General features: G+C 43.4%; 16 protein-coding genes. 13 read left to right on the top strand and 3 right to left on the bottom strand.

Annotation, left to right across the window (positions count from 1 at the left end; genetic code table 11):
- Positions 1–316 precede the first annotated feature (316 nt).
- A complete protein-coding gene (locus BLV90_RS14450; protein WP_091742632.1) occupies positions 317–970 on the bottom strand; it encodes a hypothetical protein in 654 nt (217 codons plus the stop codon).
- A gap of 327 nt (positions 971–1,297) precedes the next feature.
- Between BLV90_RS14450 and BLV90_RS14445 the strand changes: the two genes are divergently transcribed.
- The 8 genes from BLV90_RS14445 to BLV90_RS14415 all read left to right on the top strand — a co-directional run bounded on the left by BLV90_RS14445 (position 1,298) and on the right by BLV90_RS14415 (position 6,658).
- Positions 1,298–1,792: an HNH/ENDO VII family nuclease gene (locus tag BLV90_RS14445; RefSeq protein ID WP_245726375.1), complete on the top strand. Its 495-nt coding sequence runs from the start codon at positions 1,298–1,300 to the stop codon at positions 1,790–1,792.
- Between the two features lie 57 nt (positions 1,793–1,849).
- Positions 1,850–2,305, top strand: a complete 456-nt coding sequence (locus BLV90_RS14440; protein ID WP_091742630.1) for an SMI1/KNR4 family protein — start codon at positions 1,850–1,852, stop codon at positions 2,303–2,305.
- A 379-nt stretch (positions 2,306–2,684) separates the two neighbouring features.
- Positions 2,685–4,910 carry a PrsW family intramembrane metalloprotease gene (locus BLV90_RS14435; protein ID WP_091742628.1) on the top strand — a complete coding sequence of 742 codons (2,226 nt, stop codon included), beginning with the start codon at positions 2,685–2,687 and terminating at the stop codon, positions 4,908–4,910.
- Position 4,911: 1 nt separating this feature from the next.
- Complete coding sequence (locus BLV90_RS14430) at positions 4,912–5,355, top strand: hypothetical protein (protein ID WP_091742626.1); 444 nt, start codon at positions 4,912–4,914, stop codon at positions 5,353–5,355.
- A gap of 60 nt (positions 5,356–5,415) precedes the next feature.
- Complete coding sequence (locus BLV90_RS16345; protein WP_177168098.1) at positions 5,416–5,643, top strand: ParB N-terminal domain-containing protein; 228 nt, start codon at positions 5,416–5,418, stop codon at positions 5,641–5,643.
- Between the two features lie 56 nt (positions 5,644–5,699).
- On the top strand, positions 5,700–5,879 hold the full coding sequence (locus tag BLV90_RS16340) for a hypothetical protein (RefSeq protein ID WP_177168093.1): 180 nt from the start codon (positions 5,700–5,702) through the stop codon (positions 5,877–5,879).
- Positions 5,867–6,295, top strand: a complete 429-nt coding sequence (locus BLV90_RS14420) for a hypothetical protein (protein ID WP_091742624.1) — start codon at positions 5,867–5,869, stop codon at positions 6,293–6,295. The genes BLV90_RS16340 and BLV90_RS14420 overlap by 13 nt, the downstream gene beginning before the upstream one ends.
- On the top strand, positions 6,296–6,658 hold the full coding sequence (locus BLV90_RS14415; protein ID WP_091742622.1) for an HNH endonuclease signature motif containing protein: 363 nt from the start codon (positions 6,296–6,298) through the stop codon (positions 6,656–6,658).
- A gap of 315 nt (positions 6,659–6,973) precedes the next feature.
- Here BLV90_RS14415 and BLV90_RS14410 read toward each other — a convergent pair whose 3' ends face one another.
- Positions 6,974–8,002: a hypothetical protein gene (locus BLV90_RS14410; RefSeq protein WP_091742620.1), complete on the bottom strand. Its 1,029-nt coding sequence runs from the start codon at positions 8,000–8,002 to the stop codon at positions 6,974–6,976.
- Between the two features lie 550 nt (positions 8,003–8,552).
- Positions 8,553–9,050, bottom strand: coding sequence for a hypothetical protein (locus tag BLV90_RS14400; RefSeq protein ID WP_091742616.1), 498 nt, complete (start codon positions 9,048–9,050; stop codon positions 8,553–8,555).
- A gap of 328 nt (positions 9,051–9,378) precedes the next feature.
- Here BLV90_RS14400 and BLV90_RS14395 point away from each other — a divergent pair, with 328 nt between their 5' ends.
- From BLV90_RS14395 to BLV90_RS14380, 5 genes are read left to right on the top strand one after another with little or no spacing between them, the layout of a single operon-like run.
- Positions 9,379–9,867: a phage terminase small subunit P27 family gene (locus BLV90_RS14395; RefSeq protein WP_091742614.1), complete on the top strand. Its 489-nt coding sequence runs from the start codon at positions 9,379–9,381 to the stop codon at positions 9,865–9,867.
- On the top strand, positions 9,867–11,540 hold the full coding sequence (locus tag BLV90_RS14390) for a terminase large subunit (RefSeq protein ID WP_091742612.1): 1,674 nt from the start codon (positions 9,867–9,869) through the stop codon (positions 11,538–11,540). The genes BLV90_RS14395 and BLV90_RS14390 overlap by 1 nt, the downstream gene beginning before the upstream one ends.
- Entirely contained in the window at positions 11,537–11,692 is a 156-nt protein-coding gene (locus tag BLV90_RS16335) for a hypothetical protein (RefSeq protein ID WP_177168092.1), read from the top strand. Before BLV90_RS14390 ends, BLV90_RS16335 begins: the two co-directional genes overlap by 4 nt.
- A 2-nt stretch (positions 11,693–11,694) precedes the next feature.
- A complete protein-coding gene (locus tag BLV90_RS14385; RefSeq protein WP_091742610.1) occupies positions 11,695–13,728 on the top strand; it encodes a phage portal protein in 2,034 nt (677 codons plus the stop codon).
- Between the two features lie 13 nt (positions 13,729–13,741).
- Complete coding sequence (locus BLV90_RS14380; protein WP_091742608.1) at positions 13,742–14,467, top strand: HK97 family phage prohead protease; 726 nt, start codon at positions 13,742–13,744, stop codon at positions 14,465–14,467.
- Positions 14,468–14,476: the final 9 nt, after the last annotated feature.

Below are 14,476 nucleotides of genomic sequence, written 5' to 3'. Positions count from 1 at the left end.
ACTACAGATATGTCGAAAAGAAAAAGATTTCCTTTAAATTTTCGGATATATATGATAAGATATAAATAATTTGATTTAACAATTATTTAGGAGTGTGACATATTCTTGAGCAAAAAAAGTAAAATAAAAGGTAGTATCGGAGTCATTCTGTGTATATTAGCTATTGTAATATATTATAAGCTTAAATTCATCGATTCTAGTATTGCACTTATTTTATTTATCTCGTCAGGTTATTTCTTTGGGTCATTCTTTGATAAATATAAAGATAAATAAAAACAAACGATTCACTATATAGTGAATCGTTTGTTTTTATTTATTATTTTTTTGCAGTAAGTGTTGCAGGGACATAAAGAACGCAGTTAAGATAGACGCCTTTCCCTTTGTCTACTTTACCCATAGCCCATGTTAGACCTGATCCGAATAGAGCTACTGGACCTAATGCTTTAGATGTTACGTGGAAGCCCTTTTTAAGTAAGAATTTCCTAACTCCTTCTTGAGCACCAAGTCCTGCTGTAAAACCTTCTATTGCAAAATAATCGTTTAGGTCGTTAACTGCTTTGTGAGAAAAATATACTTGCATTCCCCACCACTTATAAGAAATCTTAATATACGTTTTCTTTTTCTTTTTACTCATACTTATTTCATCATGCTTTTTAGATTGCAATTCTAATGAATCTTTAACTGGAACGAGATTATTTTTTTGTTCAGAAACCACTTTATTGTTTTCTTCTATAATTTTCTTTATTTTTACAATATCGCTTTTTGAAAAATACTTTTTAGCTTTGTTTTCATCCACTGAGAATTTTTTTGATTTTGTATCCAGTTTTACGTAAGGAGTTGCGTTTTTAATTAGGTTTTCGGAAGAGGAAGCAGTTATTGATGATTCAAAACTTGAAGCGGAAGCATAATTAGACGATAGACTAAGGAAAGCGAGTGAGAACGACAGGAAAAATGCAATAAATTTCTTCATTTCTTTTGTTTCATCTCCTCTATTTTGAAATGCATTTTTGATTCTAACATAAAATAGACCAGAATATAACTAGTTAATTATTTTTAAAAAAGATACAATAAACGACATTTTTCGACCCTCAAAAAGGGGCCCCAGTGTCATTTCATAGTAAACTTTTAAAATATATGTACAAAGGGGGTTGATTACAGATTGTTGAATTGCCTTACGTACCGTTGCTATCACTGTGTTCGTCTATACCTTTAAAGAGTATATCTACGTATCGCTCCTATACGCCACCATGCTGCCATCCCCTGTTGGCGTCGAGCAGCTGGGGGCGCAGTGCTTGGCGTGGCGTTTACCGTGGGCATGCACGTTGTGCCGAGTTCACCTGCCCCAGTGATGGGAATCACTCCAAAAGCTGGTGTTGAAGCGGCAGCCAAACAGGCAACTAGAAGTGAAATCGCTGAAATTGTAGGCCGAAAAGAAGCGAGCAAATATAAGCCAATTGAATACAGCGGGAAAGTAAGAGTGGGTGGGCAACCTCGTGATGTAAGTAGACGTGTGTACCAAAGAAATGATATTGATTGGAATCGAGTTGACCCCAAATCTGGCCTTACTAACACACAGTTAGTTCAGAAAGGAAATGCCCCTTATGGAAATGATGGAAAGTTGATTAATCTACATCACTTGACCCAAAAAGAACCGGGGGCTATGGTTGAAATAGAGGGAACAGTACATCAAAAGTACACGAAAGTCCTACATGGCTTAGTTGATGATGGAAATAGCTTTAGAAATAACCCAGTGTTGGAAAAACAGTACGATAATTTTAGAAAACAGTATTGAAAAAAAGGTATAAAGGATTGAATTTAGAATAGAGATACTTTCTTGGAGGGTTGAGCAATGAGCCAACAGGAAATAATTATTCAGATGATGCAGGAATATGGGCATACCGGGTTCCATACAGGCCCTGTTTCAGAAAATAGAATTGAGCAAATAGAAAAGAGCTTGATTGTTGAGCTACCTGAGAGTTATAAATGGTTCGTTAGGAATTATGGATATGGCGGGATTGAAGGGGTAGTGATTGAAGGAGTTGCTAAAACAGAAGTTCCTACTACTGTGGAGGCTACAGAGGACTATAGGAAATACGGATTGCCAAAGTCGTATGTAGTTATACAAAACTTAGGGGAATACATGTGGTGTTTAGACACAGGAAAAATAAAAAACGGAGAATGTCCTGTAGTCAATTGGTCTCAAGTTGGTGGTTTAGGTAAACTTAATTATGAGAGCTTCTATTCTTATTTAATTGATTGTTTTCAGGAATCCATTGATAATCTAGATGATGATGATGGAATTTGATTGTTGTGAAGAGCATCCTACGGGGTGCTTTTTTGTATGCAAAGAAATCGATGGGAGGTAGAGTAATGGAAACGTTAGCTTATGTACTCTTGGCCATATGGATCGTCGGAATGGTTACAGATGTAATCAAAGAGATAATGAGGTGGTGGAAAAAGGAAAAAAGCGAAGAATAATTATCATAATTTAAGGTGAGATACCTTGGATGCCTTGGGTTAGCGTAGAGGTGTTATTGTGTAGTTTTGGGTATAGAGACTAATTTTATAGAGTAAAAGGTGATAGGTAAGTTGTAAATAGGTTTAGGTGGATAGTATAGGTCAAAAGTTGTATAGTTCTACCCCTTTTTGTTTGATACGCTTGGATCAGAAAAGGGGGTGTGTGTTTGTTAGAAAGCATGCGGCAGTTGGGTATGGCTTTCCTGATGTACTGGAAAGATCGAAGAGAACGGTGGGTAACTCGTCACACTGATCTACTCCGACGCATTCGGAAGGTTTATATTACTTTGGCGTGGATTTTTATCCCCTTAGCTATCCTTGCAGCTATTTTCTTTCCCCAGGTAAGAGAAGCCTTTACGCAGTTTTTATGGAGTTATTACTTACTATGGCAGTTTTGGTTTCTCTCCCGAAGTAAGACACTAACATGGACAGGAATGGCGCGATTTTTTGCTGTTGGGGCATGGATCATTGCTCCATTATCCGCTCTTTTTTTATATGGAGTGCACACGCTATTTGCCGAAGGGTCTGCTACGATCCAAGCAGACTGGAGCAGTGTGGTTGTAGGGCCCATAATGGAGGAGACGATCAAACTCTTGCCCTTTTTGTTGATCTTCTGTTTTACACGAAGATCGCAGACATTTAGTCTGACCGATTACATGCTGGTGGGTGGAGCCACTGGTGTTGGCTTTGATTTTATGGAAGAGATGGTACGTCGGTGGGTCGCTACCGACTCTGGAGGATTAATTGGCTACTTTTTTCGATTGTTTTCTGAATCGGATGACAGTTGGCAAGTGTTTACCCTTTTCCCCGGTACCAATGAAAGTGGGGGAGCCATCTCTGTCGATCATGGAGTTTGGACAGCGTTTGTCACGTTAGCCATCGGGATCAGTATCCGCATGAAAAATCGCTGGGGGAAAAAAGGGTTTCTCTTTCCTCTTTTCGTTTACTTGTGGGCGACTTTTGATCATAGTTCTTGGAATGATCAAAATCCAGGGCCATGGAAGGACTTACTCCATACCCTTTTGGGGCAAGGTCACTTTTACCTATGGTCATTTGTAATTGTATTACTTGTAGCCGTGTGGATGGATTTCCGTCGTTTAAATCTAGTGCGTCATCAGTTGCCCCTATTGCCAAAGGAACAAGTGATTGAACCCATATTTGAATTTTTAACAATCATTCAATCTTTGTTCCGAGGGCGTCAGGCATGGGGACAGATGATGCTGTTCACCCGGGAACGAAGGCATTACGGATTTACGCTCCTACAAGAAAAAGACGAACTATTCCCTGATCTAGGTGACTTACGTGTGTCCCTTCAACAACGATTCCTATTCTTAGGTGGAGTGTTTGCCACACTTTTGGTGTTAGGGCTTTCTAGTGGTTTGCTGAGCCATTTCACGATAACCGATGCCTATTTTGCAGGGCTTTTTGACCAGCTATCGGATTGGTGGCAGGGGTTGAATGGTTGGGAAAAAGGCGGGATCATCGCAGGGATGGCAGTGATTGGTGGGGTTCTTACTGTTGCAACGGGTGGAGGTTTTCTTGCCGGAGGGATGACGGCTCTCGGTGCAGCATTGACCGCAAACGATGTTCTGCAAAGCCCAATACCAATAAAATCGTTTATGAACGATCCGATGGGTGCAACCAAGCAGTGGACACGGGAACTGCTGAAAAAGCCTCCCCAAGAGGCGGTTAACACAGTCTTTACCTTAGCCGCTGATCAACTGCTCCGCCGCGTACCCGCACTCCGTGCAGGCAATGAACTGATGGATTTAATGAAATCCCGCGTTCAACGTTCTGCGAGGAACTGGATGCCAGGAAGATCCGTAGTAGATGCGGGCACAGGAATGCGAATGAGGGCGGATTGGGATCGGCATGATTGGAATCAGTCTGATTATAGGGAAAGTCGAGCTGCTCAAAGCGAAACGAATCAACATTTTCAAGCAGGTACTCCAGAGCACAAAGCTAAGAGATGGGAGGAATATCAGGAAAGAGGAGGAAACTCGAGTTACGAATCTTGGAGTAATAAGTATGAAGCTAATATGAGGACTCCTGTAGAAGCTCATAAAATTATGAATGAATATTGGAAGCGAATTGGTTGGGGTAAACGGGAAGTAACTGTGGATGCTGGAGGAGTATCTAGAAGGCTTGATATTGCAGATCTAGATCTAAAAAAAGGTATTGAGCACAAAACTACAACGTTAGAAAATGGAAGGGGTTATTTTTCTCTTCGAGATAATATAAGGTCAGAAATTGAGCGAGATGCGTACTTAGTTAAGAGAAAAAAGTGGGATATTACTTGGGTATTTGAAAATGCAGATGCTAGTGAACCGTTGCTACAGGAGTTGAAGAAAAATGGGTTAAAATATAAGATCGTAGAAAAAGGAGGGGTTTAACTTGACCGACCAAGAGAAACAAGATGAACTAGAAAGATTTGATGATTGGTTGTTTTATATGGATGATGTATTGGAAGAGTTCCTTGAAAAAAAAGCTCCTAAGAGCATAAATCTTGATTATACACCGGAATCATTACTACAATTTGAAAAATGGTTATTGATGAAGTATTCTAAGCCTGAAGATTTGATGCAGGAAAGTGAACGGTTTTGGTTAGATGGGGCAGCTCGTTATGTAGGAGAGGTATATCGTAAAAATTTGAATGGTAAGTGGACAATTTTCCTTGACGATAAGGATTATGGTTACTATGGTCGGCCAATGGTGCATTTCTTTAAAAAAACAGACCCTGTTTCTCCTCACTCGGATGTGATCGCGGCTACTGATAGAAGAAGAGGAGACTTCATTTTTGAACTTTTTGTAAATACAAAACTTATGATGGAAGAGTAAGTTCTTAGCACTCCATAAAGGGAGTGCTTTTTCTATGATTAAAATACGGAGTGATGAGATATCGACATCAGAGAGATTAGTAAAAGCAAGATAAATCCAGCATCATACAATCCTCGAAAAAACCTAAAGCCTGGCGATGACGAGTATGAGAAGTTAAAGCGATCTATTAATCACTTTGGCTATATTGAGCCATTGGTTTGGAATAGCCGAACCGGAAATCTGGTAGGCGGTCATCAGCGGCTTAAGATTTTTCTGGAACAGGGGCTAATCAAGGTAAATGGAGATTAATCTAGGTGATTTAGATATGGATCTTACGGGCTTCGATTCCACTGGAGATCGATAGCTTGACAGATGAATACTTAAACAGCAATCCAGATGATGACAACTTCGATATCGACAAGGCCCTGGATGAGATCGACGAGCCTATTACCCAGCCAGACGATCTTTGGTTACTCGGTCAGCATCGACTTCTATGTGGCGATCTAAAAATACCCTTTGGAGGAGTTAAAAGATGGAGAGATTAGCCGATGTTATTCTGACCATATGGATCGTTGGTATGGTTACTGGTGCAATCAAGATAATAGTGAGTTGGTGGAATAGGCGTAGGGAAGCAAAGAAATATAATTATGATGGTCAAACGATTTGGCATGACTTTTTTATAAAGATCGACGAAGAGGAAGCTAAGAAAAACCCAGAGGGAGTTCCATTGACAGTCGAGATATATCCGATTGGTCAAAGAGAGCAAGCAATCGTTGGAAGTGCGAGAGTGATACCAGAGCCCACTGATTCCGATAGGGCTCTTATTTTGTTGCATACAGAAGGATGGACGGAAGCACATAAACGATATAAGTTCAAGCCGAAGAGAACCTATGTGGATCTCAGATCAGGAATAGTAGTAAATGAGCTGGATACCAAGATTACTGAGGATAGTGATGAGTAAATGCCTAGCAAACCACTCCGCCCCTGCAATTACCCTGGATGTCCGGGGTTAGCGCAGGGGCGTTATTGTGAGGAGCATACTAAGCAGGAATCACAACGGTATGAGCAGAGTCGAGGCTCGGCTTCGCAACGAGGTTATGGATCGAGCTGGAGAAAGGCTAGGGCTACGTATCTCAAGCGTAGTCCTTTGTGTGTGGGGTGCGAGAAGGCTGGGCGATTGACACCAGCTACTGTGGTGGATCATGTGGTACCGCACAAGGGTGATACTGGCCTGTTTTGGGATAAAGGCAACTGGCAGAGTTTGTGTAAGAGGTGTCACGATAGGAAAACAGCGACTGAGGACGGACGATGGGGTTTAGCTTGAGGGAAGAACAAGTCCAACTTGAGAATAAATGACATCTTTTTTGGGATATAGAAAGGAACGGTCAATAAAATGTTGACCCGAGCCGATGCAAAAGTAGCCCATCGCTCTCAAACCAACATTTTATGTCTCCAGAATGCCAACTAATAATGAGTGAATCTACTACCCTCAACCCTAGGGTACGATCTCTCCCTGGGTCCTTATTATTATCGATGGGCCACCTTAAGGTGCTTTTTATTGGCTGAAAATTTTAATGATGTTGATATTGATAGCATGAAATATTAATATATATTGATGTATATCAAATAAATAAAAATATCATTTTGTCAATTCGTGCTCGAGTTCGCTGATTTTATTAATAATATTGTCATATGTATCGTCATCCTTATGTTTAATAAACCTCTTGGGAATATCAAGGAGTATTTTATTTTGTATTTCTTGTAATTTGTTTTTTGTTTCTTGATCTAACTTCTTCTCATGAGAGTAGATAACAAAGGGTACTTTTGAAGATCCAAAATCAATGATGGCTTTTAAACTACTGTTTGAAGCAAAAAATTCAGCAAGAGGCTTATCTGATGTCACCAGTTTAGGATCTTTAATTCCTTCCATACCATTATGGATATTATGTTGAATGAGCCTTAGAAAAAAAAGATCCCAGCATGCTGAACTAATGTTATTAATATTAGGTGAACCCAATTTAAGAAATTTACTTACTGTATTTTTTTCCGAGTCTGACCCTAAGAAGTAATAAAATGCGAGCTGGGATTCCATTCCATTTATAATATGTATTTCTTCGTTCTGGAAATTCATAAACTCTTCATATAAATGAAGTTTACTTCTATCTTTCCTTTTTGTTTTTGAGCTTCCTTTGTTTAAAGAGTGGATTTTAAGAAGAGAGACATAGCTGCTAGCCATCATTGGATTAAGTTTAATCATTGGTAAAAAAGTATTCTTTGTATTCAAGGGAGTCTTTGGAGGTTGATTTTTAAGCTTTTCTCCAGTTGTAGTGGCATGTCTGATTATTTTTTCTGGCTCCCACGCAAACAAATTTTTAAGTGCCTGAGTATAGACTTCTTCTCTTGCTGTTCTAATATAAGGCAAAGGATGATAACTTGCTTCGAATATACCAAAGCCAGGAACATAATCAGAACCCATATTACGTAATAAAAGTTCAATAACGGCAGATCGTTTTTTGGATGGCATTTTATGAGGCTTATAATAAAAATCCCTTAACATAATAACTACATTTGTTTCAAGAATTAAAGAATAATGTTTATAGTCAAACTCCTCTGAAATTCCTACTGTGTAAAATACGCCTGTAGAATCTAGGTTTACGTGTACTGACATAGTATCTTCCTCCATTAGATATTAATTCCTTTTCTTTATGATATAGGTTATAAAATATTTTTTCAATTATTTACTACTATTTTTCATATTAATTATTAATAATCCTTGTAAGGACAAATCAGTAAAAACTGTATTGGAGATTAGTTGATAAATGGTAAGAAGTCGGATGTAATTGGCAACCGCTCTGTAAGAGATGTTACGACAAAAAGACTGCAACAGAGGATGGACGATGGGGATGAGCTTGGTCAAGGGGGAGGGGGGATCGAATCTCTGGGAGGGACGGCCCATAGACCGGTGGGCAATCTTCTGCTCATAAAATTCGTTTTATTTCATAAAAGGGGGTGACAACATAGTCATCAAGATAAGGATAGTAGTATAAGATGGGGAAAGAAATTTTTAGTATCTATACAGGCTGAATCGTTAAATAAGGGCGCTCGATCTTTCCACCTTTTAAAGACAGGCGTTTTAAATATGGAAAGGGTTAAAAAACAGGCTGTCGAGAAAACTCGACAGCCTGAGTGGATGATGCTACTAAACCGTTACTATGAATTTATTTCTTGACAGCGGTCCATTTCTTGCCATCTAGTTGAAAATCCTTAGTAGCGGTCCATTTCTTGCCATCTAGTTGAAAATCCTTAGTAGCGGTCCATTTCTTGCCATCTAGTTGAAAATCCTTAGTAGCGGTCCATTTCTTACCATCTAGTTGAAAATCCTTAGTAGCGGTCCATTTCTTACCATCTAGTTGAAAATTCTTAGTAGCGGTCCATTTGCTACCGGGTTTAGCAGGTTTAAGAGTGGTTCCTGTGGGGTTTTTATCACTTTTTTTAATGGTTACATTTCCATTTTTATCTTTAGCAATGGCTACAGCTTTGCTAATGGGTTTAGCAGGGGTACTGTTGCTTGGTGCTTTAACAGCGTGTTTAGTAGGGAGACTTTTGTCTGCTTTAACAGCATCATTTCCATCACTTGCAAAGGCTGCTGAGGTGGAGACAGTGGCAACGAGCGCAAAGGCAGCTGCAAAGGGTAGAACACGGCGTAATTTTTGCATGAACATTCACTCCTTAGTTGTTTTATGCCTTCATTGTAAGAGAACGAATGGTTGAGAAACAGTGACAGAAGAAAGCGAATTGTCCAGGTTTCTGAGTGCCAGTCGATCTCAGAAGGGAGTCAACCTCCCTCCTTGGTAGCTAGTTTTCCCATCAATGATGGCTGCTGACTGAGTGTTAGCCTAAAAATCGGGCGGAGAGAATAAAGAATGTCACAATACAATCAAAGCCATGATCAGGAATAGCTCATTGCGGTTTCGTGACTAAGAACCCAATGAGTTTATCATCATATCCTCTCCTGTCATTTATACAGTATGGGGGGTGACAAACATGGGGAGGAAAGCTAAGCCTATCGGGCTCCATATCGTTGAAGGGAACTCGTCTAGGCTGACGAAAAAGGAGATCGAAGCCCGACAGGATGCGGAAGCATCTTTGATGCCAGGCACTGACAATACCCGTCCACCCCCTTGGCTTGGGAAGGTGGCGAAGAAAGAGTTTAAGCGACTGGCTGAGGCGCTTAAAAAGCTCAACCTTATGACGAATGTGGACGTCAATGCACTCGCAGCTTATTGTGACGCTTACGCCGATTACATGGGTTGCACCAAATTGATTGAAGAAGAGGGGCTTATGGTGGAGTACACCAACAACTCAGCCGAAACGAATCGAGTCCCTCACCCTCTCCTCACCAAAAAAAAGCAACTGCATGAGCAAATGAAGTCGCTCGCGGTGGAGTTCGGCTTAACTCCCAGCTCACGAGCGCGTCTTGCCATGCCGCAAAAGAAAAAAGAGGTGGATCCGTTTGGGGAGCTGTTTGACTAATGGATGCGGTGACGCAATATGCCAACCAGGTGGTAGCGAAGGAGATGGTAGCAGGGAAATGGGTTCAACTGGCCTGCGAGCGGCACCTGAGGGATCTGGATCGGCAAGATACGGAGGATGATTTCCCTTATCTATTCGACGAGTCCCGCGCGGAGCGGGTTTTTTCATTCTTTCGTTTCTGTAAACACACGAAAGGGAAGTTGGCGGGTTCACCGATTGATCTTGACCCCTTCCAAAAGTTCATTCTAGGGAGCATTTTTGGCTGGGTTCATCATGAATCGGGCCTTCGTCGCTACCGAAAAGCCTATATTCAGCTCGCACGGAAAAACGCCAAGTCGACGATTCTCTCCGGGGTCGGTTTGTATATGCTGATGGCCGATGGGGAGGCTGGGGCGGAGATTTATGCCACGGCAACGAAAAGTGACCAGGCGAGGATCATTTATGGCGATTCAAAGGTAATGGTCAACCGTTCAAGGGATCTATCGAAGCGATTGAATGCCCAGGAAAGCGTCATCAGAGACCCGAGAAGCAATAGTGTTTTCCGCCCCTTATCCAAAGACACCAAGACCTTAGACGGTCTGAATCCCTACCTAGGGATCATTGATGAGTATCACGCTCATCCCACTTCGGAAATGTACGATGTCTTAGTATCCGGCATGGGTCAACGAGCGCAGCCACTCCTTTTCATCATTACGACGGCGGGTTTTAACATCCACAGTCCTTGCTATACCGAATATGAGTATTGCACCAAGATTATGGAGTCGACCTTGGATAATGATCAGTATTTCGTCTACATCGCTGAGATGGATGAAGATGACGACATCGGTGATGAAAGAACCTGGGTAAAAGCGAACCCGCTTCTCGCCCAATCAGAGGAAGGGATCGCTTATCTCAAAGCAGAATATCAGGTGGCCTTGGACGTTCCCGAAAAAATGAGGAACTTCCTCACGAAAAACATCAATAAATGGGTCGATATGAAGGAAAACGGCTACCTGTCCCTATCGAAATGGAAGGATTGTAGCGAAGAGGAACCTATCGATCTTACGGGGAGGGAGTGCTATATCGGGATTGACCTTTCCCGAAAAATTGACCTGACCTCTATCGGCTTTGTGTTCCCCTTGGAAAATGGAAGGTTTGTTGTTCGGAGTCACTCGTTTCTCCCAGAAGACACCTTACGGCAAAAAAGACACACGGATAAAGTACCCTATGATTTGTGGGTGAGGGATCAGTGGATTGCAGCGACAGATGGATCCGTGGTTGACTACCGATACATCATGAAATACATCCAGGATCAGGTGATTACACACGGTTGGAAGGTGCTCGAAGTTTGTTTTGATCCTTATAATGCCACACACTTTGCTCAAGAGATGGAAGCGGAGGGATACACTGTCTTAGAAATTAGACAAGGTTACCAAACGCTTTCTGAACCGACAAAGGACTTTCGAGAGCTGGTGCTGTCAAAGAAGATCATCCACGATAATAATCCGGTACTAACCTGGGCGATATCCAATGCAGTGACAAGGCAGGACCATAACGAAAACATCATGCTGGACAAAGACAAATCGACGAACCGCATCGATCCGATAGCGGCACTTTTGAATGCCCACGTCAGGGCGCGTTTGCGAACAGAAGGGCCATCCATTTACGAAGGAAGGGGGCTACTTACCCTATGAACGGAAAGCCAATCAAGATCGATGCCAATGATTGCCTGATGGTGGTTGGGTTAGGGTTTCTTGGTGTGGGTTTATGGATGATCTATCCTCCCTCGGCATGGATCCTCCTGGGGCTGGCTCTGGGGACGATCAGCCTCTTAAGGAGCCGATAACGATGGGGTTTGTATCGGGGATATGGGAGAAACGATCCGGGTTGAGTCGACCCGACCGATGGTTAACTGAGGCTATGGGAGGACGACCCACTTCATCCGGTGCTAGGGTGAATGAGGATACTGCATTAAGATCGACGGCTGTCTATGCGGCGGTTCGAGTGCTATCAGAAACGATTGCCTCGCTTCCCTTAGCCGTTTATCAGCGAATGCCAGGAGGGGGCAAAGATAAGGCCGTCAATCACCCTCTATACACGATCCTTCATGACATCGCTAACGAGGAGATGACCGCGATGACCCTGCGAGAAACCCTCCAGGGTCATCTTGCATTAAGGGGAAACGGGTACGCCGAAATCGAGTACGACAAAGCAGGGGGAATACGGGCTCTCTGGCCGCTCCGCCCAGATCGAGTAACACCGGAGAGGCTCCCTAGCGGAAAACTTCAATATCGTCTTCTTCTTCCGGATGGGCAGGGGGTTATTCTACCGGCCGAACGGGTCCTCCATATTCCCGGTCTCTCTTATGACGGGCTTATCGGCTACTCTCCAATTGCATTGGCGAGGGAAGCGGTTGGTTTATCGCTTGCTACTGAAGAATTTGGTGCACGATTCTTTGGGAATGGGGCGCAAGTATCCGGGGTTTTGGAACACCCAGGGAGGCTGGGTGAAGAAGCACAGAGGAATATCCGAGGTTCATTCGAGGAAGCTCACTCCGGTTTATCGAGATCACACCGCCTGATGATCCTCGAAGAGGGGATGAAGTATTCCCGCATCGGCATTCCGCCTGAGGATGCTCAGTTTTTAGAGACGAGAAAGTTTCAGTTAACCGAAATTGCCCGGATTTTCCGGGTGCCGCCTCATATGCTGGCGGATTTAAGCCAAGCGACCTTTTCTAATATCGAGCATCAATCCATCGAGTTCGTTACGCACACGATCCGACCGTGGTTGGTCAGATGGGAACAAGCCATCAGTATGAAACTACTTTCTCCGGTGGAAAGAAAGTCCCTCTTCACCGAGCATAAGGTGGATGGGTTACTGAGAGGGGATATCAAGAGTCGGTATGAAGCGTATTCCATCGGACGGCAGAATGGCTGGCTGAGTGCGAATGATGTTCGCGATCTGGAGAATATGAACCCACTCCCTGAGGATCAAGGGGATATGTATCTGGTTCCGCTCAATATGGTGCCTGCGGATCAGGTCGGACAGGTGCCAGAAGGAGAGAAAAAGCCTATAGAAGATGATTCAAATGAAAAAGAGATGGAGTCTGATAGCCGATCTCGAGAAAAGAGAGACCTTGAACAGCGATCTATCCGTTCAGCTACCGCTAGGAGACGATTAGGTAATGCCTATAAGCGAATGTTTTCCGAGGCCGCTTCCAGGGTGATCCGCAGGGAAAAGGCAGATGTCATGCGACAGGCGGAGAAGATGCTAGGCAAACGGGATGCGGGACTATTTACCGATTGGTTGGAAAGATTCTATCGGGATCATCAGGGGTTCGTTGAGCGTAACTTCTCCCCGGTAGTGTTCGCTTTTGCCGAGGCCATTCAGGCTGAGGCGGCAGAAGAGGTAGGACATCAAGTCGGCATGACACCAGAAATAAGGGAGTTTGCAGGAGCCTACTTGTCTACTTTTGTTGCTCGCTATATTGGTTCCTCACTCGGACAACTGAGAAAAAATTTACGAGAGGCTTTGGAGCAAGGAGCTGATCCTTTAATATCTCTAAATGAACGATTCAACGAGTGGGAGGAGAATAGGCCAGCAAAGGTAGCGGATCGGGAAACGAATCAAGGGGGTAACGCCTTCGCTAAGGCAACTTATATAAGCGCGGGCTTTATGAGAGTTCAGTGGCGATCATCGGGAGGGAGTTGTAGATACTGCGCTCAGATGGATGGGAAAACGGTTGGGATTAATAGCACATTCGTCGGGAAGGGTGAAGAACTGCAACCAGAGGGAGAAAAGCCGCTGATTCCGTCCACTAATGTTGGACACCCTCCCTTGCATAGAGGGTGCGATTGCATGATCGTAGCTTCAACATTTTAAAAGGGATGATGAGATGAAAATAGAGCGAAGAGCGTTCCCATTGCTGGAGTTCCGGACAGAAGGGGATGAGTCGCCAAAGATCAGAGGGTACGCAGCGGTCTTTGGTAAGCTCTCCGAGAATCTAGGAGGATTTAGAGAGAAGATCGCACCAGGAGCTTTCGATAAGACATTGAAGTCAGCAGATGTCAGAGCCCTTTGGAATCACAACCCTGATTATGTGCTGGGCCGTAATAAATCTGGGACTTTGACCATGCAAGAGGATGAGCGAGGACTGGCCATCGAAATAGATCCCCCCGATACTAGCTGGGCAAGGGATTTAATCACGAGTATGAAGCGAGGCGACATCAATCAGATGTCCTTTGGGTTCCGCACAGTTTCCGACAATTGGGAGGTAAGAGGGAAGGAAAATGTTCGAACCTTGGAGGAGGTGGATCTATTCGATGTCAGCCCCGTTACCTATCCGGCATACCCACAAACCACCATCAAGGCCCGCTCTCTCATCCAGGAGGCGGGTCTTGATTTTGACCACTTGACGCAAATCATGGTGCGGGCCAGAAGCGGTCTTCCTTTCAGTAAGGAGGATCGCTCCTTTCTGGAACAAGGTATTGCTTCATTGAAAGACCTCATCCCTGCCGAGGCGAGTCAGGGGACTTCCTTGGCACAATCCGAAGATGCCCCCGCGCAGGTGCGCAGTGTGGCGATGCTTCGGAAACGTCTTGAGTTGGTATCGAAACTATAGGAGGAATGT

It is taken from the genome of Marininema mesophilum, from assembly GCF_900106775.1.
Classification (GTDB): domain Bacteria; phylum Bacillota; class Bacilli; order Thermoactinomycetales; family DSM-45169; genus Marininema; species Marininema mesophilum.
This window is presented reverse-complemented; position numbering and strand designations above follow the sequence as displayed.

What these genes read in the sequence shown, in the direction of transcription:
- BLV90_RS14380 (WP_091742608.1), top strand. Translation starts at nt 13,742, where the DNA reads ATGAAAATAGAGCGAAGAGCGTTCCCATTGCTGGAGTTCCGGACAGAA.
- BLV90_RS14450 (WP_091742632.1), bottom strand. Translation starts at nt 970, where the DNA reads ATGAAGAAATTTATTGCATTTTTCCTGTCGTTCTCACTCGCTTTCCTT.
- BLV90_RS14415 (WP_091742622.1), top strand. Translation starts at nt 6,296, where the DNA reads ATGCCTAGCAAACCACTCCGCCCCTGCAATTACCCTGGATGTCCGGGG.
- BLV90_RS14385 (WP_091742610.1), top strand. Translation starts at nt 11,695, where the DNA reads ATGGGGTTTGTATCGGGGATATGGGAGAAACGATCCGGGTTGAGTCGA.
- BLV90_RS14390 (WP_091742612.1), top strand. Translation starts at nt 9,867, where the DNA reads ATGGATGCGGTGACGCAATATGCCAACCAGGTGGTAGCGAAGGAGATG.
- BLV90_RS14440 (WP_091742630.1), top strand. Translation starts at nt 1,850, where the DNA reads ATGAGCCAACAGGAAATAATTATTCAGATGATGCAGGAATATGGGCAT.
- BLV90_RS14400 (WP_091742616.1), bottom strand. Translation starts at nt 9,050, where the DNA reads ATGCAAAAATTACGCCGTGTTCTACCCTTTGCAGCTGCCTTTGCGCTC.
- BLV90_RS14420 (WP_091742624.1), top strand. Translation starts at nt 5,867, where the DNA reads ATGGAGAGATTAGCCGATGTTATTCTGACCATATGGATCGTTGGTATG.
- BLV90_RS16335 (WP_177168092.1), top strand. Translation starts at nt 11,537, where the DNA reads ATGAACGGAAAGCCAATCAAGATCGATGCCAATGATTGCCTGATGGTG.
- BLV90_RS14410 (WP_091742620.1), bottom strand. Translation starts at nt 8,002, where the DNA reads ATGTCAGTACACGTAAACCTAGATTCTACAGGCGTATTTTACACAGTA.
- BLV90_RS14395 (WP_091742614.1), top strand. Translation starts at nt 9,379, where the DNA reads ATGGGGAGGAAAGCTAAGCCTATCGGGCTCCATATCGTTGAAGGGAAC.